A 23,646-nucleotide genomic window follows, 5' to 3' on the forward strand; every position below is an offset into this window, starting at 1 on the left:
GAAGGAATGATCTACCAGCCCAATCGGCCCTTGGGCCGCTTCGCCCTGCTCATCGGCGCTATGGCGGCGGGATCGGCGCTCACGGCATGTTCGGTCGACGGCGGCGATCCGGCCGCGGATACGCCCCAACCCGCGACCGTCTCGATCACCATGCCGGGGCCGAGCAGCCCCCAGGTGCCGAACACTGACCAGATCACGGCGGAAGCGGCGAAGCAGCTGTGCGACATGATGGGCGCGGACGTCGACACCTGGCGTGGCCAGAGCGCCACGGTGGCCAAAGTGACGTTCAACGGCACCGTGCACAACTGGGCGGCCCGTAACGGCGGGCTCAACGACGTCGTCGTCACTCACCGCGACACGGTCGACGCCGTCACTACCCAGACCTGCCCCGACGTGCGCGAACAGGCGGTGCAGGCGCTCGGCGTACCGGACCTGGCCTCGGCGCTGGCGGGGTTCGGGCGATGAGCGCCGCGCGCCGGATGGGCATCGCAGTCCTGGCCGCGCTGGCGGTGTGCGCGGCGGGGTGCGGCGACGAGCCGGAGAAGATCGTGAACAAGGGCGGTGACACACCGTGCAACGAATACGTCGCCCAGGATCCCGACAAGCAGCGCGTCACCACCGAGAAGTTCCTCGAAGAGGAGCGCGAGGGGCACGAGACGCCCGACGCCAGAACCGTCGACGCGGCGATCACGGCGATCAAGTTGATGTGCGCGGCGCAGGCCAATCCGGACACCCCGATCCGCAAGGCCGACCTCACCGGCGTCTTCGTGCCGAAATGACCGTCTTGCTCGCGTTGCGCGCGCACGGGTTGCGGGAGCTGCTGACCGCGGTTCCCGCCCTGCGCGCCTTGCACGACGCCCGCCCGCGACACCGGCTCGTACTGGCCGCGCCGGGATGGCTGCGCCCGGTGGTGGAACTGGCCGCGTGCGTCGACGAACTCCACGCGACGCCGATGGCGGCCGGATTGCGCTGGAACGCCGCGGCGCCGACCTTCGCGGTCAATCTGCACGACTCCGGGGCCGAGAGCATACGCGCGCTGCTCGCGACCGATCCGGAACGGATGATCACCCACCGCCACAAGGACTTTCCGCAGGTGCCGGGCCCGCTGTACGAGCCAGGCGTGCCCGATGCCGTGCGGTGGTGCCGGCTACTGGATTGGGCGGGCATCCCGGCCGATTCGGCCCGACTGGACATCACACCGCCGCCGGAATGCACCGGAGAGCGGCGCTCCATCGTCGTCTATCCGGGTGGAGCCCCGGCGCGTCGCTGGCCCGCCGACCGTTTCGCGACGGTGGCCGCGGGCCTGCGCGAGTGGGGATGTCCGATACGTATCGTCGGCAGTGCCGCGGACCGTCCGCTCGCGCTCAGCGTCGCGGCACAGGCGGGCTTGCCCGAAAACGACGTCCTGGCAGGCGAACTCACGTTGCGCCAACTCGCCGCGACGGTGGCCGACGCGTCCCTCGTGCTCAGCGGCGACACCGGCGTCGGGCATCTGGCCACGGCGTTCGGCACACCGTCGGTGCTGATCTTCGGTCCCGACTCGCCCGCGGTCTGGGGGCCGCCACCGGAACGGGTGGCGCATGTCGCCTTGTGGGCCGGGCAGCCCGGCGACCCGCGGGCGGACACACCCGCGCCCGGATTGGCGATGATCAGCGCCGCCGAGGTGCTCGCCGCCGCCGATCGGCAACTCAGCGGCCACGTGCGAGTATGAGAAGGAATCCGCACGGGCGTTTCGCCCCGTCGAGACCGGCTATCTCGGGCATATGACGTCCCTATGGTTGCACGGCGCGCAGGTGCCGGCGCGGTTGCGGTTGACGCCGGGATCGCGCTTCGACACGGTGGTGATCGGCGGCGGGCTCACCGGACTGGTGACCGCCCTGCTGCTGGTCGAGAACGGCGTGGAAGTGGCCGTGGTCGAAGGAAGGCGCGTCGGTGCGGGCACCACCGGGGCCACCACGGGGAAGGTCAGTCTGCTGCAGGGGACGCGTGCGCAGCAGATCGCCCGGCACCATTCCGACGACGTCCTGCGCGACTATGTGGCGGCCAATCGCGGAGGGCAGGAATGGCTCTTGGATTACTGTGCCGCGCACGGCGTGACCGTCGAGCGGGCAGCAGCCTTGACCTACGCGCAGAACGGCGACGAAATGTCGGCGGTGCGAGCGGAATACGCCGCGACGCAGAAGGCCGGCCTGCCCACCGAGCTGTTGCGCGAGCTGGACGTCGACTTTCCCGCGCGCGGCGCGGTGCGCTTGGCCGATCAGGCCCAACTCGATCCGATGGCCCTGCTGGCCGCGCTCGCGGCCGACGTGGAGTCACACGGCGCGCCGATCTACGAATCCACCCTCGTGCGCGGCGTACATCACGGTGGCGGAGGTGATCTCGTCGTCTCCACCGAACACGGCGACCTCGGCGCGGGCCGGGTGGTGCTGGCCACCGGGACGCCCATCCTCGATCGTGGCGGATTCTTCGCCCGCCTCACCCCGCAACGCTCCTATCTGACGGCCTTCCGCCTGGACCGGCCGGCTCCGCGCGATATGTACATCAGCGCGGGCAGCCCGACTCGCTCCCTGCGCCGCGCGCAGGGACCGGACGGCGAACTTCTGCTGGTCGGCGGCAACGGTCATGTCGTCGGCCGCGGCGGATCGACCCGGGAGAAAGTGGAGGATCTGGTGAACTTGGCGCACACCTGGTTCCCGGGCGCCGAGTTGACGCACCGCTGGTCGGCTCAGGACTACTCCCCCATCGGAGAGCTTCCCTATGTGGGTCCGTTGCTGCCGGGGCAGAACGACATTCAGCTGGCCACCGGCTACGCCAAGTGGGGTTTGACCAACGGGGTCGCCGCGGCGATCGCGCTGGCCGGACGGTTCACCGGGGCGTCACCTCGATGGGCGGGCGCGCTGGCGAGCTGGCGTCCGGACGAGCTCAAGGCACTGCCCGCGGCGACGAAGATCAACGGCGCCGTGGCGCAGAAACTCTCCGCGGGCTGGCTGCGGGTCGCGACCCACCACGACGGCGACGCTCCGGCCGAAGACTGCGGCATGGTCCTGCGCGAGGGCCTGCGCCCGACCGCGGTGTGCACGGTGGACGGCGTCACCAACCGGGTGTCGGCGGTGTGCCCGCATCTCTACGGCATCGTCAACTGGAACGACGCCGAACGCACGTGGGACTGTCCGCTGCACGGCTCGCGTTTCGCCGCGGACGGCACGCTGCTCGAGGGCCCGGCCACCAGCTCGCTCACTCCCCTGCACGAGCCGCGCGACGCCCGGTGAACGGGCGACGGGCTGCTCAGTCCGTCAGCGGCCTGGCATCGGCGAGGATTCGATCGACCGTCTGCTCGACCGTGAGATCCGACGTGTCCAGCCAGAGCCCGATCCGGGGAGTGGTCTCGCGCAACACCCTGTCCAGCCCCGCGACGGTGAATTCGTCGTAGGCGTCTTTTCCGCGTCCGGCCTCGCGCGCCAGGACCACTTCGGTGCGCGGCGCGAGCACGACGACATACAGCGGTCGCGTGACGATCAGATCCGCCGTCCAGGGCAGGAATTCACCGAGGAAGACATCCTGCAGCACAGCCGTGAACCCGGCATCGGCATAGGCGTCGGCCGTCGCCGCGGCCAGGCTGTGCCGTAGCCGCAACTGGGCCAGCGCCTCGGGCGAGGGGTCCGCGGTCATCTCGGCGCGCCCCTTCACCACGAACCGGCGGAAGGCGTCCCCGCGCACGTGCGCCGAGAGCGGCAGCCGCTCGGCCAGCGCCTGGGCGACGGTGGATTTGCCCGCGGCCTGGATGCCGGTGATCAGATAGACAGCCGATGCCATGACGACGATCATGGCGCGCCCCGCCACGACCGGCTACGGCGACCCCGCCGCGCTCAGTTCGCCCGAGCCCCTGCCTTCTGCTCGACATAGCGGTTCATCGCCCAATTCAATCCGCGCATCGCGGCGTTGTACGCGGGCGGGAAATACCGCTGCGCCCAGAAGCCCACGCGAATGTCGGGCGAGGTGAACACGAGGTAGCGGTTGCGTTCGACACCACGCACGATCGAGCGCGCCGCCGCCTCCGGGGTGACCGCGTGCCGCATGAACAGCGCCATGCCCCGCTGCACCGCTTCGGCCGTGCGATCGACGCCCGCGATGTCGACGCTGTCGACCATCGGCGTGGCCATGGCGCCCGGACACACCAAGCTCACGCCGATGCGGTGGCGTGCCAAGTCGAAGCGCAGCACCTCCGACACGCCGCGCAGGCCGAACTTGCCCGCGCTGTACGGCGCGTGCCACGGCAGGCCGAACAGGCCGGCCGCCGAGGACACATTCACCACGTGACCGCCGCGTCCGGCCGCGATCATCGGCGGGACGAACGCTTCGATCACGTGGATCGGGCCCATGAGGTCGATGTCGACCGTGCGCCGCCACTGGTCGTGCGTCAGCCGATCCACGGTCCCCCACGTCGCGATGCCGGCCACGTTCATGACGATGTCGACGCTGCCGACCACGTCGTGCACCTGGGCCGCCAGCGCGACGACCTGGTCGTAATCACTGACATCGGCCGCCTCGGCGACGTGGACGGTCGCGCCCGCGGCGCGCGCGTCGGCCGCGGTCCGCGCCAGGCCGTCAGCGGCGATATCGGTCAGCACGAGCGAAGCGCCTTCGGTTGCCGCCGCGAGCGCCGTACTGCGACCGAGACCGCTGGCCGCGCCGGTGATCAGACAGGTTTTGCCGGCGAACTTCGTCATAGTCGATGACCATACGCAACCATGAACATCACTGTCTATGGAACAGGCGGACGGCTCTGCCACGGAACCGGCGCGAGCGCGACCGTGATGTTGTCGCCGCCACCGCAACGCAATGCGTACTCCGCGAGCGCGCGGGCCGCCTCCGCGGGCGCCTTCGCTGCCACCTGGTCGGCCAGCGTGGCGGGCGCGGGCGAGTAGTTCCACAGCCCGTCGGAGCACAGCAGCAGCACACCGGGCCCCGAGACGCGCACCGTCCGAACGCAATTGTCCGCCCACGGCTTCGGCGGACTGTCCGCGCCGAGCCAGCGGATCAGTGTGTGCGCCCGGGGATCGGCCATCGCCGCGCGCTCGTCCATCGCACCCGCGTCGACCAGTGCCTGCGCCCACGAGTCGTCGACGGTCAAGCGCTGGGCCTGCTCGTCGCGCTGCGGCGTCGGCAGCCAATAGGCGCGGCTGTCACCGACATTCGCCACGGTGATCTCGGTTTCCGCGCCGTGGTGGGCGACGATGGCGGACACATACGTGCACGAGGGCGCGGGACCATCGGGAACGTCCACGTCGCGGACCGCCTGCACCGCGGCCGCCAACCCGGCCATGATCGCCTCCGTCGCGGGCTGTCCGGCCGCGAGCGCGGCGGCGGTCGCGCCGACACCGGCCCGGACCGCCGCACCGGAGGCCACCTGCGGCCGGGACGAAGTCGACACGCCGTCACTGACCGCGATCACGACCGACGCGTCCGTTTCCGGCACTACGCCTTCCAGCACCCCGGCCGCGACGGCGTCCTCGTTGCGCGCATGGACGATGCCGCGATCGGTGAGCACCGCCACCGCGCCCAGATCGGTGTCGAAGCGATCCGCCACCGGCCGCGACCGGCCGCACCGCGCACAGCGCCCGTCGGCGTAGAAGTGGTCGCCTCCGCAATCGGCGCACGACGTCGCGTCGGGACCGGGCAGCGCTATGTATCGATAACCGAGTTCCCGACCGCACGACCCGCACCGCAGGCCGTCGAGTCCGACAGCCGAGCATCCGGCGCAGCGTAGGTCGGCACCTTCATCGGTCATCGGACGGCTCCCCGGCCGACAGTGCCGTGGCCCGCGGGCGCGCCATGCTCCGGAAGTCGTTGGCCCAACCGTAACCACAGTGGCGTATTGCTGGTGCGAACTTCCACACCCTCCTCCTTCATCTCCCCGGCAGGCCGACTCCGATCGCGATAGTACGGGAGTGTTCCTGGTCTCGATCCCGGTGCCGGATCTCCCTGCCCGCTGCCCGGCAGCACGATAGCCGACGGTCTGCCCGCACCCGCGAGAGATGGCACCCCGGATGATCCGCACGGGGGCAGCCGCTCGTCGCTCAGACCAGCTCGGGCGACCGATGCGGGCGCCGCCCCCGCGTGCGAAACGTCTGCGGAGGACAGCCCTGCCAACGGCGGAAGGCCCGGATGAAGGACGCCGCCTCCGCGTAGCCCAGCCGCGCGGCGACCTGTTCGGTGGTCATATCGGTGTGCGCGAGCAGCACCTCCGACATGGTCTGGCGTACCTCGTCCAGCAGCGCCCGGAACGAGGTGCCCTCCTCGTTCAGCCGCCGCGACAGGGTGCGCGAGCTCATGAACAGCCCGAGAGCGACCGTCGCCTGATCGGGGATCTCACCCGGAGTGCGAACGAGGCGGTCGCGCACCGACGCCGCGACGCCGGTGCGTGACCGGCGCCGGTCCAGCAGGTCGCGGCACAGTTGTCCGCAGTTGTCCCGCGCGACGGCGTTCGCCGGTGGCAGCGGCCGGTCCAGCACACTGCGCTCGAAGACCACCGCGCTCGTCGGCGCACCGAAAACCGGCGCCACACCGAAGACGTCGCGGTACCGCTTGATGTCGCGCGGACCGGCGTGCCGGAAACCGACCCGCCGCACCGGGACGCCGACGGCGAACAATTCGCGATCGAAGGCGGGCAATCCGGCCAGGGCCGCTTCGGCGAAGAACGCCCGCATCTCGGGTGGGATGTCGGCGTCGTCGAACACCAGCCGCGCTTCGCCGTCGGCTTCCTCGATAGCCAGTCGCCCGAACGGCACTGTGCGACCGATGTAGCGCGACCCCACCTCGATCAGCTCACGCAGCGTCCGGCTGCCCAGCAGCGCGAGACCCCACGGCCAGCGCGACCGCAGATCGTGCCGGACCGCCGCCGCGAGACCGAGTCCCGGCTCGTCGCCGAACCGGCCGAGCACCGTCCGCACCACCAGCACTTCGTCCTGCGCGGTGATCTCGGCGGAGGGGTCGCCCAGTTCGGCGGGCGTCAGCGTGGTACCGGCCAGGCACGCGGCGGGCGCCATGCCCCGCTCTCCGGCGATGCGTACGAGCGCACGCACGCCTGCGGCGCTGCGGAGGGTATCCGGATCGACCATGACTCGCGTCCTCGATGAAGCGGTACTGCGCGGTATCGGCGCAATGTATCAATCGGGTGTCGTGCGCATCGGCGGTTCGCCGAAATGGCGTCACGGCGGCCGCTGGCAGCCAGCTGTTTTCGTCGCCGGACCGGGAGCCGTGTCCGGTGTCGCGTGAGTTCGGCGCCATCGATCCCGCACAGTGATACCGATGGAACGCGCGAAGGCGGGCGCGAGATCCATCAGCTGCGGACTGCTGATCGTCGCCCCGCGCAGGCTGTCGAGCCCGTCGGCGACATCGAGTGCCGTCGCGCCGCGCAGGTCCACTTTCACCACGCGAGCGTTGCGCAGCGAGAGCCGGACGAGCGCCGAGCCGGGCACCGTGATCTCGGTCAGCGCGGCCTCGGCGAAGTCACAATCGCGCAGTACGCAGTCGGTGAAGATCACCTCGCGCAACTGGGCCCGGCGAAAGTTCACCGAGTCGAACTTGCAACCTTCGAACCGCACCCGCCGCAGGTTCGCCCCCGCGAAGTCGACACCGGACATCGCGCCCGCCACCACCTCACTGTCCAGCCACGCCGTGTCGGCCAATTCGGTGCCGACCCAGCGGACGTGGCGCAGCCACACATCGGTGAACCGGCTGTAGCGCAGCGTGCCGCGGGTGAAGGTGTTCGAGCTGAACGCCGACTCGTTGAAGCGCGCGTGCGACACATCGATGTCGTCCAGCGCACCGCCGTCGACCCGGACGCAGTCGTAGTCGCCCTCCGCTTCGAGGTCCCCGTCCAAGGCGGTGAGATACCGCGCGTAGGGCAGGTCTTCGAGTTCGCGCGCCATGCACTCCTCCAGTTCGTCACGAAGATCGGTCGGCGACGAGTATTCCGGTGCGCAACGACAAGTTCGGCCGCCGATCGAGATCAGTCGCCGCTCGACTCCAGCCGGGCGGCCCGCGACAGCAGGTAGCGCTGCTGCGGAATGCTCGTCGTCCGCTCCGCGGCGGCCAGATAGGCCCCGCGGGCGCCGGCGATGTCGCCGAGCATCTCCAGCAGGTGTCCGCGCACGGCGGGCAACCGGTGGTCGCCGGCGAGACGCTCGCCGAGATCATCGGCCAGCTTCAGCCCCGCCGCGGGGCCCACCGCCATCGCCACCGCGACCGCGTGGTTCAGTGCGACCATCGGATTGTCGGCCGCCGCCAGCAGGCGTTCGTAGAGCAGGGCGATCTGCGGCCAGTCCGTCGCGGCGTAATTGGGCGCCTCGTCGTGTAGTGCGGCGATCGCGGCTTGCAACTGATAGGGCCCCGGAATGCCCCGTGGCAGTGCGGCAGTGACCAGTGCGATTCCCTCGGCGATCGCGCCCGCGTCCCATCGGCTCCGGTCCTGTTCCTCCATCGGAATCAGCTCGCCGCCGGGGCCGGTGCGTGCGGCACGACGGGCGTCGGTGAGCAGCATCAGCGCCAGCAGTCCCGCTACTTCGTCGTCCTCGGGAAGCAGGCGGTGCACGAGGCGGGTGAGCCGGATCGCCTCGGCCGACAACTCGACCCGGTGCAGGTGGGGGCCGGAGGTGGCGGCGTAGCCCTCGGTGAAGGCCAGATACAGCACGTGTAGCACGGCGGCCAGCCGGTCGGCGCGGTCGGCCGCGGACGGCGGGGCGAACGGCACGCCGCTGCGTGCGATGGTGCGCTTCGCCCGGCCGACGCGTTTCGCCATGGTCGGTTCCGGAACCAGGAAGCACCGGGCGATCTCCGCGGTGGTGAGGCCGCCGACCGCGCGCAGCGTGAGCGCGACCTGGGAGGACGGCGACAGCGCGGGGTGACAGCACAGGAACAGCAGGACCAGGGTGTCGTCGGCGTCGCTGGGCTGCCGGTCGGCGGGCGGCGTCAGCCAGTCCTCCGGCAGCGCCCAGCGGGCCACGGTCTGTTCGCGTTGCCTGCGGGCCTGCTCGGCCCGCAGCAGATCGGTGAGCCTGCGCGACGCGACGGTGATCAGCCAGGCCAGCGGTTTGGCGGGGACACCGTCGGCGGGCCACTGCGTCGCCGCGGCGAGCAACGCCTCCTGCACCGCGTCCTCCGCGGTGTCGAAGTGCCCGTACTTGCGCACGAGCGCGGCGAGGACCCGCGGCGCCAACGGGCGCAGCAGGTCCGTCGCCACCGGATCGGGCATGGTCAGCCGAATTCGGGAGCGGCTTCGGCGATCGGGCGCACATCGGCGTAGACCGATTGGAGCACGTGCGCGGGAGCTGGGCACTTGTTGAGTTCGGACGCGATCTCGGTGGCGCGGTCGAAGCTCTCGCATTCCACGATCCAGAATCCCGCGAGCACTTCCTGGGTCTCGGCGTAGGGGCCGTCGGTGACGAACGGCTTTCCGTCCCTGATGCCCAGCCGCCTGGTGTGTACCGGCTCCGCAAGTCCCCGGGTCTCCACGAGTTCGCCCGATTCCTCGAGCTTCTTGTTGAACTCGGTCATGAACTGGGTCAGTGCCGCGAACTCCTCGGCCGTCCACGCGGGCTTGCCCGTGTCCTTGCCGACCATGCCGTCGTAGTCCCGCTGAGAGGCGTAGCTCAGGATCATGTATTTCATGGCGATTCCTCTGGGTCGTCGGCGCCCCGGTGGCGCCGCTCGTCTGGAACGTCGGAGCCGCTGACCATTCTCGGACATCGCGGTGGGAAAAACTTCTCGATGGTGGTCACCAGGCCGGATGCCCTGCTCGGCCGCGTCGTGACATGCTGTCCCGCATGATCATCGAGGGGACGGCCGCCGCCGGCTACGAGGCCGTGCGGGAGGCGTTCGCGGCCAATTTCACCGAGCAGGGCGACATCGGCGCCGCGGTCTGCGTGTACCTGGGCGGGCGGCCGGTGGTCGATCTGTGGGGCGGAACGGCCGATCCCGATACCGGGCGGCCGTGGCAGCGCGACACCTTGCAGCTGGTCTATTCGGCGACGAAAGGCGTCGTCGCCACCATCGCGCACCTGCTCGCGCAACGGGGCGATCTCGATCTCGACGCTCCGGTGGCGCGCTACTGGCCGGAATTCGCGGCGGCGGGTAAGGCCGACATCCCGGTGCGCTGGCTGCTGACGCACCAAGCGGGCCTTGCGGCGCTGGACAAGCCCGTCGAACTGGGTGACGCATTGGCCTGGACGCCGATGGTGGACGCGCTGGCCGCGCAAGCGCCGAATTGGCCCCCCGGCACCGCGTTCGGGTATCACGGGCGCACCTACGGCTGGCTGGTCGGCGAAGTGATCCGCCGCGTGTCCGGTCGCACGCCCGGCCGGTTTCTCGCCGAGGAGATCGCTGGTCCGCTCGATATCGACTTCTTCATCGGCCTGCCACCGTCCGAGCAGAGCCGGGTCAGCCGCTTGGTATTCGCGCCCGCGCCCGACTTGACCGCGGTGCCAGAGGACACCGTTCCCGAGTCGCTGCGTCCGCTGCTCGCGGCGATGCGTGATCCGCAGGCCCTGGTCAATCGAGCCTTCCAGATCACCGATCCGGCGGACATCGACTTCAATTCACCGGCCGTCCAAGCCGCGGAACTGCCCGCGACCAACGGCATCGGCACCGCCCGCGGCCTGGCGCGTCTGTACGCGGCGCTCGTCGGCGAGGTCGAGGGCACGCGCCTGCTCACCGTCGACACTCTCGCCGCTGCCTGCCGGGAACAGGTCGCGGGCACCGATCATGTGCTGATGCTGCCCGGCCGTTATGCCTCGGGGTACATGCTGCCCACCGCGGAACTGCCACTGGGCGGAGCCGCCTCGTTCGGCCATCCGGGCCGCGGCGGCAGTCTCGCGTTCGCCGATCCCGAACGTCGTCTCGCCTTCGCCTACGTCACCAACCACATCGTCGAAGGCGCGCTCGATCTGCGCGCCCGCAACCTGGTCGACGCGCTGAACGGCGTGCACGCGAGCGTTCGCTGAGCGTTCGCTCCGCCCCGACGCGCGCAGGCTCACCCGACCACCGGGTGTGGCGGTTCAGCGCACGGTCACGTGCACGTCGACGAGTCCGGCGAGCCGGTCGGCGATCCGCGTGGTCGTCGCGTCGTCACCGCCGAGTGCCACGCGCATCCGCGCCGTGCCGGTCGCTGGATCGGTGGTCACGGTCAACTCGTGCACCCTGCCGCCGAATCGGCGTGTCACCAGCGCCAGCCGTACCAAGGTGCCGGACGCGTCATCGACGAGCAGGTCGAGAATCGCGCACGCTGACGCCGGGCGATCAAGGAAGAAGCCGCGCCCGGAACGACACATCGGCTGGTTCCGGCAGGTCTCTCTGCCGTGGATGTGTCGCGGGCGTTGCCCGGCTCGCCGGTCCTCGATCCCGTGGTGAGGACGGACCGTCCTGGCACGGCGCCTGATGGGGCGCGCGTGCGGATCATGATCTCAACCCGGAGCGCGTGGCGGGTGGCGCCGGATCCCTGGCTGCCGTACCGGTCAGCGCAGAGTACGGATCCAGCGGCGGGTATCGGCCGGATCGATGACGTCGTCGACTTCCAGAACGGTGGCGGCGGTGAGAGCCTTGCCGTTGGCGTAGGCGAGCTGGACCAGGTTGTCGAACGCCTGCTGCCGCTCGCCCGGATCCTCGATGGCGGCCAGCTCCTTCGCGAACCCGAGGCGGACCGCTCCCTCCAGGCCCATGCCGCCGATCTCGCCGGTCGGCCAGGCGATGACGAACCGCGGAGCGCGGAACGAGCCCGCCGCCATGGCCTGAGCGCCCAGACCGTAGCCCTTGCGCACGATGACGGTGCCCAGCGGCACCGACAGCGCGGCGGAGTCGATGAACAGGCGGCTGAACTTCGTCACCGTGGCGTCCTTCTCCGCGTCGGGGCCCACCATGAAGCCCGGTGTGTCGCAGAAGGAGACGATCGGCAAGCCGTGCTCGTCACACAGACGTAGGAACATGCTGAGCTTGTCGGCGGCCGGAGCATCGATCGCCCCGCCGTGATGGTGGCAGTCGTTGGCGATCAAACCGAACGGCCGTCCTTCGACCCGGATCAGTGCGGTAATGATCCCGGCCGCCCAGTCGCGGCGCAGCTCCAGCACCGACCCGACATCCGCGACGGCCTCGATCGCGGCACGAATATCGAACGCACGCAGGCGATTCTCCGGAACCACGTGCCGCGCCAGCCGCGGGTCCGGCGGGGTCCATTCCTCGATGTCGCCTTGGAAGTAGGCGAGATAGCGCCGCGCGGTGGCGACCGCCCCCGCCTCGTCCGCGGCCACGATGTGCACGACGCCGTTGCGACGCTGCACCTCGACGGGGCCGATGTCCTCCGGCGCGTAGACGCCCAGGCCGCCGCCCTCGATCATGGCGGGGCCGCCCATGCCGATATTCGCGTCGGGAGTGGCGATCACGACATCGCACATGCCGAGCAGCGCCGCGTTGCCCGCGAAGCAGCGTCCGGACACGATGCCGATCAGCGGAACCCTGCCCGAGAGTGCGCCCATCGCGCGGAAGGTGGTGACGTCCAGACCGGAGATGCCGGGATAGTCGGTGTCGCCCGGTCTGCCGCCGCCGCCCTCGGTGAAGAAGATCACCGGAAGCCGTTGTTCGCGTGCGAGTTCCAGCATGCGGTCGGTCTTGACGTGGTTGCGCATCCCTTGGGTGCCCGCCAGCACCGTGTAGTCGTAGGACAGCACCACCGCGCGCGAGCGGCCGGGACCGAATCGCTCGGCGCCGACGGTGGCCACGCCCGCGATCAGGCCGTCCGCGGGCGTGTTCGCGATCAGGTCCTCCGGACTGCGGCGCAGGCGCTGGGCGGCCACCGCGAGCGCGCCGTACTCGACGAAGCTGTCCGCGTCGACGAGGTCGGTGATGTTCTCCCTGGCGGTGCGCCGCCCGAGCCGATGGCGTTTGGCGACCGCCTCCGGCCGTGCTTCGTCGAGCACTCCCCGTCGGCGGGCGTGGACTTCGGCGAGGTCGGCGCGCACCGAGTCCAGGTCGACCGCGGTGTGATCCGCGACCGCGCCCTCGTGCTCGGCGGGGACGAAGGTCAGCAGCGGCGCGTGCGAATCGACGACCGCGCCGACCGCTGCCACGTGGCGGCACACGCGCAGGTCCTGCTCGGCGCGCACCACGTGCTGCATCTTCATCGCTTCCAGCACCGCGACCTCACCGCCCGCCGCGACCACGACGCCGGGCTCGGTGAGCGCGACCACCGTGCCACCCATGGGCGACCGCACCGCCTCCTCGTCGTCGTCCAGGGTCACTTCGGCGGCCGCGATCTCTTCCCGGTCGGGCGCGGCGGGCACAACGACAGCGAAATCATCTGCCCGCCGGACCAATTCGCCGACGTTCCGCTCGAACCACGTGGTCGGCACGACGCGGCCCTCCGACAGATCCGTCAAGATCGCGCGCAGCACGGCGATATTGGTGTCCACCCCGGTCACGACGGTCTCGGCCAGCGCGTCGGCGCACCGGCGCAGCGCGGCCGGGTAGGACGGTCCGCAGGCGATGACCTTGGCCAGTAACGAGTCGAAGCGCGCGTCCTGCCGCATACCGGTGAACGCGGCGGTGTCGACCCGTACGCCGACTCCGGTCGGTGGCGCGAACCGCGTCAGCGTGCCGGTGCCGGGCAGCACGTCGCCGCCCGCGGTGACGGTTTCGGCGTTCAGGCGCGCCTGCACCGCGTAACCGCTCGCGGAACCGGGGTCGGGGAGCGCGAGATCGGCCAGCGTGGCGCCGCGGGCGAGATCGCATTGCACCGCCACCAGATCAATTCCCAGAACCGCTTCGGTGACGGTGTGCTCGACCTGCAGCCGCGGGTTGACCTCGAGAAACCACGCCTCGCCGCCGCGCGCCAGGAATTCGACGGTGAGGACACCGCGGCAGCCGACGGATTCGGCGAGCCGGACCGCCCAGCGATGCAACCGCTCGCGCAACCCGGCCGGCAATTCGGGTGCGGGCGCGACCTCGAGCAGTTTCTGCTGCCTGCGCTGCACGCTGCAATCGCGGTCGCCGATCGCCGCCGCCACGGCTCCGTCGGTGACGATCTGGACCTCGATGTGCCGAGCGCCGGTGATCAGCGCCTCCGCGTAGACCGCGTCGTCACCGAATCCGGCCAGCGCCTCCGCGCGGCAGCGTTCGAACACCTCCGGGAGGCGGGCCGCGTCGCGCACCGCACGCATACCGCGCCCGCCACCGCCCGCCGCGGCCTTCACCATCACCCCGTCGGGATGCGCGGTGAGCAGTGCCCGCACCTCGGCGATGTCCGCGCCGCGGGGGCTCGCCGGGATCACCGGGACACCCGCGCGCTCGGCCGCCGCGCGTGCCGCGGTCTTGTCGCCGAAGATGTCGAGCGCTTCGGGCGACGGACCGACGAACACGAGTTCGGCCGCCGCACACGCCTTCGCGAATTCGGCGCTCTCGCTGAGGAATCCGTAGCCGGGGTGCACCAACGCGCCGGGCCCCGCCTTTCTCGCCGCCGTGACGACGGCCGTGACATCGATGTAGGCGGAGGCTCCCACGCCGGGCAATGGCACGGCATCGTCGGCCAGCCGGACGTGCAGCGCGTCTCGTTCCTCGGCGGTGTGCACCGCGAGGGTTCGCCAACCCCGTTCCCGGGCGGTGCGCAACACGCGGACCGCTACTTCTCCCCTGTTCGCCACGAAGACCTGCATGCCGCTCAGTCTCGTTGACATTGACGTCAACGTCAACATGGGTCATCATATCGGCGTGACCCAGTCCACCTGGTCGGTGCGCGCCGCGCGGGAGCGCTCGCACACCTCCCGGCACCGCGATCTGCTCGACGCCGCGACCCGCGTGTTCGCCGAGCGCGGCTACGACAACACCACCGTCGCCGCCATCACCGCCGAGGCCGGCGTCTCCCGTGCGACGATGTACGTGTACTTCGCCTCCAAGGAGGAGATCTTCCTCGCACTGGCCGAGCGGGTGCGCGACGACTTCCTCGCCGCGCAGGAGCCGGGCATCGAGGATGACGATCCGCGAATTATGTTGCGCGCCACCATCGAATCCTTCGCCACCGCGGTCACCGCAGCGGGACCTCTGCTGCGCCTGATCGACGAGCGCGGGTCCGTGGATCCCAAAGTGGCGGCGCTGTCCGAGGAGATCACCGAACGGCCGATCCGCCGCTTCACCCGGTATCTCCAGCGTCAACTCGACGCGGGCCGCATCACCCCGGTGGCGACGCCGCGGGTGATCGCGGAAACGATCGGCTACACCCTCACCGCGGGCGTCCTCGCGCGTCGGACCGCCGACGAATCCAGCCGTGCGGAGTATCGCGAGGCTATGGGAAAGGTCGCGGAAACCCTGCTCGGCCTGTAGCCCATCACCGCCTGACCTGCGTCATTCTTTCCCTGCTGATCGCGGCCACCGCGCCGCTCTACCCGGCGAGCACCGCGTCCGATGTGGCTGGACCGGGCGCTCCCCCCGGTTTGCCCCGCGGCTCCGCCGATCGCGCCGCCGCCATCGACCGCGTCGCGCAACTGCCGCCCGACCGCTTCCCCGAACTCATCGAGATCGCCCGAGCGGCCGCCACCGTCTCCTCGGCGGCCGAATTCCGAAATGGCCTGCGAATCAGCCCGACCGGCCTACGAACGGAGTAGCTCTCGCCGGGGATGTCTTCCGTGACCGCCGGAAACTCATCGGTGCCGCCGTGCGCCGGGTCTCATGGTCACGGGCTCGAGCCGAAACAAGCGAGGCTTTGTACCAGCTGGTTCAATCTAATATTCGGACTGTACTAGACTGCGGGAGTGGCACCAGTGACATCGCAAGCCGGACAAGCGGCTTCGCGCGGGCGGATCGACAAACGGCAGGCGATCCTGGACGCGGCGTTCGTGGTCTTCGCACGCCACGGTTACGCGCAGGCGTGCGTGCAGGAGATCGCCGAGGCGGCAGGCGTCGCCAAGCCGACCATCTACAACCACCTCAACGACAAGGAAACCCTGTTCCGGCACACGCTGGCGGCCGCGGGCGACGCGGTGCTCGCCGAGAACCTGTCGGTGGTGGAACGGTTGCGCAACCCCGGCCCCGACTTGCGCGCCACACTGGAGGACCTGGCGTACCGGCTGATCCGGGTCTGCTGCTCCGAGCGATCCCGGTCGCTGCGGTGGCTGACCTACGGGCAGGTCGCCCAGTTCCCCGACCTGATCGACATCGTCGTCAGCCGCACGTCCGACCAACTCGCCGAGGCGCTGGCCGATCGGCTGGCGCGCCTGTCGCTGTCCGGCCGCTTGCGCGCGTGCGACCCGGCCATCGCCGCGGAACAGTTCCTCGCGCTGATCACCGGCCCGATGGAGGGCCGCTCACGGCTGGGCACCCGCAAGGTCTCCACCACCGAGATGCACGCGGTCGCCACGACGGGGGTCGACACCTTCCTGCGCGCCTACGAAGCGCCCGAAAAAACATGAGCCGCGCGCCGAAATCCCAGCGCGCCATGGTGGCGCATGTCGCCGGGCAGGCCACCATCGAGTGGACCGAGGACGGCCCGCTGCTCACCGCCTACGCCACGGTATGGCATTGGTTCACCCCCAGGGAATTCGCCGACACCAACCGCCCCGCGGACTGGACCACCATCGGCCTGGTGCAGGACAGGTACGAGAAATACGACGGCGAGTGGCTGATATCCCACCGCGACGTACGGCCGGTCGCGGGCCGGGTCGCCGCCGGACGCGGCCCGGCCTGAACTCGCCCCCTCTCGCTCAGTTCGCCCACCGGAGTGTCACAACCACCGACACCGGGAAATTCTTAACCGCGCAGGTCAGCAGGGTCGGCAAATCGGCCGCGCCACAACGTCATCCACCCGCCTGGACCGATCGCCGGGAGTTGGCCGAAGCCGAGACCTGGTCACCAGTATGGTAACTCTGGATGAACGGCTCGTGCGGCGCGAGGGTCCGCCGTATCCTTGGATCCGTTGGGAAAGAGGGGTGATGACCGAACGACATATGTCATCGTCTCCTACCCCTGACGTCCACATTTTGCGCCGCGACCGCATAGCGCTGGCGAAACACTTCCTCCCCGCAACGGTTTCCATAGACGATGTGATGTCCACCATCTTCGGCATCACAGCTCATGCCCAGTGACGACAGTCCATCGGCAAGGTCTCCTGCGGGCATTTTGGCAACCCTTCAGTAACCTCCCGCCGGATAGACCGATGGTTGCCAAATAGCTTGTATCTATTGAGGTTTGGCTATCAATTGCTACAATCGAATCGTGCACCGTTAGTTTAGCTAATCAGTGGCAAAACTCGATCCGGACGCGTCGACGACCGCGGCTCGCCCGGAGATCTTCCACCACTGAGGCGGGCACACGATCCGTTGTCGGCAGTTCCAGGGAGTTCGCTATGGACAATCCGCATGTTCTGGTCATCGGTGGCGGCCCAGCCGGGTCCACCACCGCAGCCCTGCTCGCGAAATCGGGGGTCCGGGTGACCCTCCTGGAACGAGATAAGTTCCCGCGCTACCACATCGGCGAGAGCCTGTTGGCTTCGGTCCTGTCGACCTTGCGCGTCTCCGGCGCCTACGACGCGGTGGCCGCCCACGGCTTCCAGATCAAACGAGGCGGCCACTTCCAGTGGCAGGACGACAACTGGTTGCTGGACTGGTCCAAGCTCGTGGACGCCGAGGCCTGGTCCTGGCAGGTCCAGCGCGACGTCTTCGACGATCTACTGCTGCGCAACGCCGCCGAGCAGGGTGCGCAGGTGATCGAGCAGGCCACGGTCACAAACGTCCTGTTCGAGGGCGACCGGCCGACGGCCATGGAATGGACCGTCGACGGTGACGACCAAGTGCACACCACCGAGATCGACTTTCTCGTCGACGCCTCCGGCCGCGCAGGCGTACTGGCCAAACACCAGGTCGTCGATCGTCAGCAGCATCCCGCCTTCCGCAACGTCGCCGTGTGGTCGTATTGGGAAGGCGCACAGCTACATCCGGACAGCCCGGAGGGCGCGATCAACGTCGTCTCCACGCCGGAGGGCGGCTGGTTCTGGAACATTCCGCTTTCGAACGGCCGCCACAGCGTCGGCTATGTCGTCTCGGCACGCAAAGCGGCTCCGAAACTCCGCGAACTCGGCCGTGAGGCGTACTACGCACAGACCATCGCCGACAGCGCGGCGATGAGCAAGTTGCTCGTCGGCGCGCGGCAGGTCGCGGAGGTCAAGGCGGAGCAGGACTACTCCTACACCTCCGACCGGTTCAGCGGTCCGGGCTGGGTGGTCGTCGGCGACGCGGCCTGCTTCCTCGATCCGCTGTTGTCCAGCGGCGTGCATCTCGCGACATACTCCGGCCTGGTCGCCGCGGCGGCGATCGCGACGATCCTGCGCGGGGAACTGAGCGAGTCCGACGCGCTGGCCTTCTACGAGGACGCCTATCGCCGGGCCTACACGCGATTCCTTGTCCTGGTGTCGCGGATGTACGAGCAGTATGTGGGCTCGGAGGAGTATTTCGCGCACGCGGGCACCTTGACCACCGGGCACAGCGGCGACACGAAGCAGGCTCAGTTCACCGAGATCATGGCCGGCCTGACCGACATGGACGAGTCCTCGGGCGTGCAACAGCGCGCCGCGACCGCGACCATCATCTCCGCGGCCGAAGGTCTGCACGCCGAGTCGGCGAACCTCGAGTACATGGGCCACCTAGACATGTCCGTCGTGTGGGATCACTGGCGCGATCCGTTGGCGGACACGACGACGGGCCAGTTGCGCATCACGACCGAACCGGTGCTCGGCCTCACCGATCGGCCGCGGACCGATGCGGAGATCGCCGCCGTGGCTCGTCCCGTTCTTCCACCGACGGCTGCCACCACCCTTTAGCGCCGGTACCGGCACGGATTTCTCGTGACAGGCACTGCACGGAGCCGGTCGTGACGATCACGCACACCGGCCCCGAACCACCGGGTGATCACCCGCCCGGTGGTTCGGGATTGCGCACCCACGACGAGATCGGGCGATTCGACCACCCCCTGACCAGGATGCTGCTGGCGAGTGACGGATTCACCACCCCCGCGCTGGCGGCGATACTTCGCACCGACCTGCACGTGCGGGTACTGCGTCAGGACGACATCGCGGCCGGCCGGCTGCCGACCACGGTCACCGACGCTTTGGGCGTATCCGGTTCCGATCGCGTCATCGTCCGCCGCTCCTGCCTGGTCAACGCCGACCTGCTCACCGCATCCATCAATTACGTCGTCGCGCTGCGCGCAGGCGCGGCCGCTTCCGGTGTCGACGATGTGCGGGTACCGATCGGGACCGGCCTCATCTCCCGGGGCGTATCCCAGCGGCGGCATCTCCTGCGGACCGGCGTGATGCGGTGGCCGGACGGTCGCCTCTGCGCGGCACGGGCATACGTCATGACGCTCGGGGATCGGCCGCTCTGCTACATCCGGGAGTCGTTCAACCCGGACGTCATCCCACCCGACCACACCGCCACGGCCGGTGCTGATCCGCCTTGGGCCGACGAACCGGAACCCGCGCGGCCGGGGTCGTTCCAGGTGGCGAGCCGACTGATCGAGCCGCACGAATTCCTGGGCGGCGCACAGCGGGGTGCGGACTCCGCAGCGCCACCCATCCGCCTGCGACGTTCGCGGCCCGGGCCCGTCCAACCCCACGAATGCGATTCACTCACAGCGGATTTGGCGAAGGCAGCACGGGGAGACGGTTTCGTCCTGCACCTCAGTGGCCGCGACGACGCCTCTGCTGGAGACGACACCAGCCCGGTCGCCGCGCGCAGGGCACTGACGTACGCGGCGGCCGCGGTCATGACGCATGGGCTGGGAGCGGCGACCGTCACCATCGAACGAGCGCCTGGACGACACCGCGGCGACCTCCGCGCTGCCGCGGCGCTCGACGAGTGGCCCGCCGACCGCCTGCCGATCACGCTGTGCGTGAACATTTTGCGCCGCGCCGCCGATCGGTCGCATGATCCGGTGCGACGCGACCTGCTCCGCGCGGTGAGCGGGCTGTTGCCCGTCGCCGCCATCGCACCGCCGGGCGCCAGTGAACTGCACAATTGGCTACCGCTGCTGCGCATCTCCCGCGAACCGGCATTCCCACCCGGCCCGAAACCCGACGAACGATGGTGGGACCGCTCGGCACACCTGTTGTGGCTCGGCGATCGGACGGGAACGCTGGCCCGCGACCGGATGCGGGTCGCCATCCATGCCGGAAACCCTGTCGCGGTAGCACTCGGCCCCGCCACCACCCCGGACGACATCGAGTTCCTCTGTCGCACATTGAATCCGCGAAAAGAGCCGGGGCGGCTCACACTGGTCCCCCGACTCGGCGTCGCCGGTACCCTCGATACGCTTCCGTCCTTGTTCGCCGCGGCCGCCGCGTGTGAGACGCCGATCTGCTGGGTGTGCGATCCGATGCCGTCCACGCGCATGCCGCACGGCGGCGGCGACTTCGGTGCCGACGATGTCGCCGACGTGATTCGCGCGTTCTTCCACACGTGCCGGACGACCGGCACCGTTCCCGGCGGCCTGCACCTCGAAGGCGGTCCCGATCCCGTCGAAACGCTTCATCGCGTCATCGTCGCGCTCGAACTGCGGGCCACCTGGTCACCGCGATGACACGAACTTCCGGCGCGGCGCCGACGGTCCGGTAACGAGAGCCACGCCACCGCTGGAATGTTCGCCGGGCACCCGGCGGCACTCCGGGACCTCGCACGAACAGCGCGGGTCGCGGCGCCGAGTGTTGGTGTGGCGATCGAGCGACGAATTTATTGCCAGCAGCGGGAATCGGATATCGAAGGCGGCGCTATATCATCACCCGGTTCCGTGGACATTGGGCTGTCCTACTCGGTGTCGGGTTCGATGCCACGGAGCGGATCACCAATATCGCACAGGCGGACAGCTGAGGAATCGAGCGCGCTCTCCATATACGACCAGAACCATCGGTAAGTTAGCGATAGATGTTCGCTCTGGTTCTCGCAGCCGCGGATCGGCTACGCCATACCGTCGAGTAGCCCGAGTAGCAATCCATTCGGGCACGTTTACGGTCGACGATCACGCGCGGTGCCGTTACACCCTTAGCGCGATCGCTCGAATTTCGGAATAATTGCGGTTCACTTGTTGGCAGCAGCGAATCCGTGGGATTCGCGATCGAACCGCTACACTTTCGTTATTCTTCGGAACGGGTACAGGTGAGGTGCCGCCCGGGTCGGGCGGGGCCGTGTCAGAGGGTAGGCATTTTCCAGCCGTGAGCAAGTGGTCAGAGCTGCGCAAATCCGCTATGGGAGTGGTTCGATCGAGTCGGCGTGACGTCCGTGGTCGAGTGAGTGTCCGGGTACGCCTGCTGGCGATCGTGCTCATATCGAGCGTCACGCTACTCATCATCGGTGTGGGCGCGGCCGGCTATCTGGTGCGATCCGCCCGGGCGGCCAAGGAATGGGCGGAGCTGGCCAGCAGCACGACGGCGCCGGCCATCCTCATGGTCCAGGCGTTCCAGGAGGAGCGCCGCTTGTCGCTGTTGTCCCTGGCCGGTGACGCCGAAGTCGCCCGCGGGCTCGCCGCCGCACGCCAGCGTTCGGACGCGGCGCTGGCGGGGGTGATGGCGAAAGGCGATGCCGCCCGCAAACTGAATCCCGGCGGGTCCGCCTCCGATATCGAGGGCTACAACAAGCTGTTCGCGATGGTTCCGACGCTGCGCGGCGGGGTCGACACCCGGCAGGCCGCGCCGAACGAGGTTTTCGAAGTCTTCAGCGGGGTCATCGGCACGATCATCGCCGCGTCGACCCTCGCCGCCCGGGTGGCGCCGGAAGCCGACATCGCCATGGAACTGAACTACGGCGTCGAGCCCCTACGCGCGGCCGAAGCCCTGTCGATGGCGGACACCTTGGGCGCGGTGGCGCTGACCGTCGGCGAGAACACTCCCGCGCAATTGACCGAATTCAGCCGGTTGGTCGGTGAATTCCGCGGTGAGGTCGCCTACTCCGGCCGCGTGCTGAAGGACGCGCGACTCGCCCAGCTGCGGGAGATCACCGCCGGACCGGCCTATCAGAAGCTGATCGCGATGCAGGACGCGGTGCTGCTGCGCGGGCCGGTGGAGGCGGGCTCCGACTCCGACGAGTCCACCGGCACCGGTAGGACCCAGAGCGGCCGCCCGGCCTCCAGGACCACGTCGTCGTTGCCCATGGGTGTCGCGGCCTGGCAAGAGGCCTCCGGCCAGGTCTCGGCGGCCCTGCTGAAGCTTTGGGACGACCAGAGCCGCGACGCGCACCAGATCGCGCGCGAGCGAGGCGATGAAACCGCGCGGCAGTCCATGCTCGGTGGCGCGGGTGTGCTGTTGGTCGCGACCATCGCCTTCATCGCGGCGTTGATCATGGCCAATCGCTTCATCGGGCGAATGCGCCGATTGCGGCGCGACACACTGGAACTGGCGGACCAGCAGCTGCCCGATCTCATGGGCAGGCTCGGCCGAGGCGAAAGCATCGACTCCGAGGCCGAGTTGGCCCGACTGGATTTCGGTTCCGACGAATTGGGCCAGGTGGCCGACGCCTTCAACCGCGCCCATGTCGCGGCCGTGTCCGCCGCGGTCGCGGAGGCGAAGACCCGAACGGGCGTCAACGCGGTGTTCCTCAACATCGCCCATCGCAGCCAGATCGTGGTGCACCGCCAGTTGGCGCTGCTCGACCAGGCCGAGCGCAAGGAGGAGAACGCCGACCAGCTCGAGCTGCTGTTCCAGCTCGACCACCTGGCGACGCGGGCCAGGCGCAACGCCGAGAACCTCATCATCCTCGGTGGCGAGAAACCGGGTAGACGGTGGCGCAAGCCGGTTCCACTGATCGATCTGGTCCGCGCCGCCGTCGCCGAAAGTCTCGACTACGCCAGGATCCAGACCGGACGGCTGCCGGAACTCCAGGTGTCGAGCAACGCCGTCGCCGACCTGATCCACCTGATGGCCGAGCTGATGGACAACGCGACAGCCTTCTCACCCCCGCAGGCGCGGGTCGAGGTGTCCGGCGTCGTAGTCGGACGCGGCGTCGCGGTCGAGATCATCGACCAGGGCCTGGGCATGTCGGAGGCCGACTTCGCCGCGCGCAACGAACTGCTGTCCAACCCACCGGATTTCAGTGTGGTGACCTTGTCCAGCGACACCAGGCTCGGATTGTTCGTCGTCGCGAAACTGGCTCACCGGCACGGTGTTTCGGTACGTCTGGGCGAGTCGGTCTACGGCGGTGTGCGTGCGGTGGTGCTCATTCCGAGCGCACTCCTGCGGTCGGATACGTCGCCGCTCGAGCAGAGTGACGGCGACTCCATCGAGCCCGTGCGGCCGACGGCGCCGGAGGACCTCCCGCCTCGGCCGGCGCCGGTACCGGGCCGATCGGCATGGTTCACCCCGGCCTCCGAGCAACAGGCCTCGGCACCGATCCCGCACAGCGACGACCGTGGCTTCGATACCGCGGCCACACCACATCCCGGTCCGCCCGCGGACGCCAGGCCGCCGCTCCCACGCCGCCGCCGTCAATCTCCCCAGGAGCAGGAGCAGGAGCAGGCGGCGCCCGCCGCCCCGATACGACAGCGGACCGCCGATGAAGCACGCAATCTGATGAGTGCCATCGAGAACGGCACCCGCCAGGGACGCCGGAAGCGTCCCGACTTCGATTAGTCCGC

General features: G+C 69.4%; 22 protein-coding genes. 13 read left to right on the forward strand and 9 right to left on the reverse strand.

Features of this window, described 5'->3' with window-relative positions; all coding sequences use genetic code 11:
- Window positions 1-6 precede the first annotated feature (6 nt).
- From ACWEO7_RS20240 to ACWEO7_RS20255, 4 genes are read left to right on the forward strand one after another with little or no spacing between them, the layout of a single operon-like run.
- Window positions 7-465: a hypothetical protein gene (locus tag ACWEO7_RS20240; protein WP_452425200.1), complete on the forward strand. Its 459-nt coding sequence runs from the start codon at window positions 7-9 to the stop codon at window positions 463-465.
- Window positions 462-779, forward strand: a complete 318-nt coding sequence (locus tag ACWEO7_RS20245) for a hypothetical protein (RefSeq protein WP_450019619.1) — start codon at window positions 462-464, stop codon at window positions 777-779. Before ACWEO7_RS20240 ends, ACWEO7_RS20245 begins: the two co-directional genes overlap by 4 nt.
- Window positions 776-1,711 (forward strand): glycosyltransferase family 9 protein, encoded by a 936-nt coding sequence (locus ACWEO7_RS20250; protein WP_452425202.1) that lies wholly within the window; start codon window positions 776-778, stop codon window positions 1,709-1,711. The genes ACWEO7_RS20245 and ACWEO7_RS20250 overlap by 4 nt, the downstream gene beginning before the upstream one ends.
- 52 nt (window positions 1,712-1,763) lie before the next feature.
- Entirely contained in the window at window positions 1,764-3,269 is a 1,506-nt protein-coding gene (locus tag ACWEO7_RS20255) for an FAD-dependent oxidoreductase (protein WP_452425204.1), read from the forward strand.
- A 16-nt stretch (window positions 3,270-3,285) separates the two neighbouring features.
- On the opposite strand, the gene ACWEO7_RS20260 is transcribed toward ACWEO7_RS20255, so the two are convergent.
- From ACWEO7_RS20260 to ACWEO7_RS20290, 7 genes are all read right to left on the reverse strand, one after another.
- Window positions 3,286-3,813 carry an AAA family ATPase gene (locus ACWEO7_RS20260; RefSeq protein ID WP_452425206.1) on the reverse strand — a complete coding sequence of 176 codons (528 nt, stop codon included), beginning with the start codon at window positions 3,811-3,813 and terminating at the stop codon, window positions 3,286-3,288.
- 53 nt (window positions 3,814-3,866) lie between these two features.
- Complete coding sequence (locus tag ACWEO7_RS20265; protein ID WP_364432265.1) at window positions 3,867-4,727, reverse strand: SDR family oxidoreductase; 861 nt, start codon at window positions 4,725-4,727, stop codon at window positions 3,867-3,869.
- Window positions 4,728-4,762: 35 nt separating this feature from the next.
- Window positions 4,763-5,788, reverse strand: a complete 1,026-nt coding sequence (locus tag ACWEO7_RS20270) for a PP2C family protein-serine/threonine phosphatase (RefSeq protein WP_452425208.1) — start codon at window positions 5,786-5,788, stop codon at window positions 4,763-4,765.
- Window positions 5,789-6,077: 289 nt separating this feature from the next.
- Window positions 6,078-7,118, reverse strand: coding sequence for an AraC family transcriptional regulator (locus ACWEO7_RS20275; protein ID WP_452425210.1), 1,041 nt, complete (start codon window positions 7,116-7,118; stop codon window positions 6,078-6,080).
- Between the two features lie 90 nt (window positions 7,119-7,208).
- Window positions 7,209-7,931, reverse strand: a complete 723-nt coding sequence (locus ACWEO7_RS20280; RefSeq protein ID WP_452425212.1) for a pentapeptide repeat-containing protein — start codon at window positions 7,929-7,931, stop codon at window positions 7,209-7,211.
- A gap of 80 nt (window positions 7,932-8,011) precedes the next feature.
- A complete protein-coding gene (locus tag ACWEO7_RS20285) occupies window positions 8,012-9,253 on the reverse strand; it encodes an RNA polymerase sigma factor (protein ID WP_452425213.1) in 1,242 nt (413 codons plus the stop codon).
- Window positions 9,254-9,255: 2 nt separating this feature from the next.
- Window positions 9,256-9,669, reverse strand: a complete 414-nt coding sequence (locus ACWEO7_RS20290; RefSeq protein ID WP_452425215.1) for a YciI family protein — start codon at window positions 9,667-9,669, stop codon at window positions 9,256-9,258.
- A 155-nt stretch (window positions 9,670-9,824) separates the two neighbouring features.
- Here ACWEO7_RS20290 and ACWEO7_RS20295 point away from each other — a divergent pair, with 155 nt between their 5' ends.
- Window positions 9,825-11,000, forward strand: a complete 1,176-nt coding sequence (locus ACWEO7_RS20295) for a serine hydrolase domain-containing protein (protein WP_452425217.1) — start codon at window positions 9,825-9,827, stop codon at window positions 10,998-11,000.
- 54 nt (window positions 11,001-11,054) lie between these two features.
- On the opposite strand, the gene ACWEO7_RS20300 is transcribed toward ACWEO7_RS20295, so the two are convergent.
- Both ACWEO7_RS20300 and ACWEO7_RS20305 read right to left on the reverse strand, forming a co-directional pair.
- Window positions 11,055-11,327, reverse strand: coding sequence for a hypothetical protein (locus tag ACWEO7_RS20300; protein ID WP_452425218.1), 273 nt, complete (start codon window positions 11,325-11,327; stop codon window positions 11,055-11,057).
- 183 nt (window positions 11,328-11,510) lie between these two features.
- Complete coding sequence (locus ACWEO7_RS20305) at window positions 11,511-14,696, reverse strand: carboxyl transferase domain-containing protein (RefSeq protein ID WP_452425290.1); 3,186 nt, start codon at window positions 14,694-14,696, stop codon at window positions 11,511-11,513.
- A gap of 55 nt (window positions 14,697-14,751) precedes the next feature.
- On the opposite strand from ACWEO7_RS20305, the gene ACWEO7_RS20310 reads away from it, so the two are divergent.
- The 8 genes from ACWEO7_RS20310 to ACWEO7_RS20345 all read left to right on the forward strand — a co-directional run bounded on the left by ACWEO7_RS20310 (window position 14,752) and on the right by ACWEO7_RS20345 (window position 23,641).
- Window positions 14,752-15,360, forward strand: coding sequence for a TetR/AcrR family transcriptional regulator (locus ACWEO7_RS20310; protein WP_452425220.1), 609 nt, complete (start codon window positions 14,752-14,754; stop codon window positions 15,358-15,360).
- An 83-nt stretch (window positions 15,361-15,443) separates the two neighbouring features.
- Window positions 15,444-15,641: a hypothetical protein gene (locus ACWEO7_RS20315; protein ID WP_452425222.1), complete on the forward strand. Its 198-nt coding sequence runs from the start codon at window positions 15,444-15,446 to the stop codon at window positions 15,639-15,641.
- A 147-nt stretch (window positions 15,642-15,788) separates the two neighbouring features.
- Window positions 15,789-16,445, forward strand: coding sequence for a TetR/AcrR family transcriptional regulator (locus ACWEO7_RS20320; RefSeq protein ID WP_452425224.1), 657 nt, complete (start codon window positions 15,789-15,791; stop codon window positions 16,443-16,445).
- Complete coding sequence (locus tag ACWEO7_RS20325; RefSeq protein WP_452425225.1) at window positions 16,442-16,720, forward strand: nuclear transport factor 2 family protein; 279 nt, start codon at window positions 16,442-16,444, stop codon at window positions 16,718-16,720. The genes ACWEO7_RS20320 and ACWEO7_RS20325 overlap by 4 nt, the downstream gene beginning before the upstream one ends.
- A gap of 244 nt (window positions 16,721-16,964) precedes the next feature.
- On the forward strand, window positions 16,965-17,117 hold the full coding sequence (locus ACWEO7_RS20330) for a hypothetical protein (RefSeq protein WP_452425227.1): 153 nt from the start codon (window positions 16,965-16,967) through the stop codon (window positions 17,115-17,117).
- Window positions 17,118-17,377: 260 nt separating this feature from the next.
- On the forward strand, window positions 17,378-18,847 hold the full coding sequence (locus ACWEO7_RS20335; protein ID WP_452425229.1) for an NAD(P)/FAD-dependent oxidoreductase: 1,470 nt from the start codon (window positions 17,378-17,380) through the stop codon (window positions 18,845-18,847).
- 50 nt (window positions 18,848-18,897) lie between these two features.
- The gene (locus tag ACWEO7_RS20340; protein WP_452425231.1) at window positions 18,898-20,604 is read left to right on the forward strand and encodes a 3-deoxy-7-phosphoheptulonate synthase; all 1,707 of its coding nucleotides are present in this window, start codon (window positions 18,898-18,900) and stop codon (window positions 20,602-20,604) included.
- A 703-nt stretch (window positions 20,605-21,307) separates the two neighbouring features.
- Complete coding sequence (locus ACWEO7_RS20345; RefSeq protein ID WP_452425233.1) at window positions 21,308-23,641, forward strand: nitrate- and nitrite sensing domain-containing protein; 2,334 nt, start codon at window positions 21,308-21,310, stop codon at window positions 23,639-23,641.
- The last annotated feature ends 5 nt before the right edge of the window (window positions 23,642-23,646 follow it).

The sequence above is a fragment of the Nocardia sp. NPDC004260 genome (assembly GCF_053603155.1).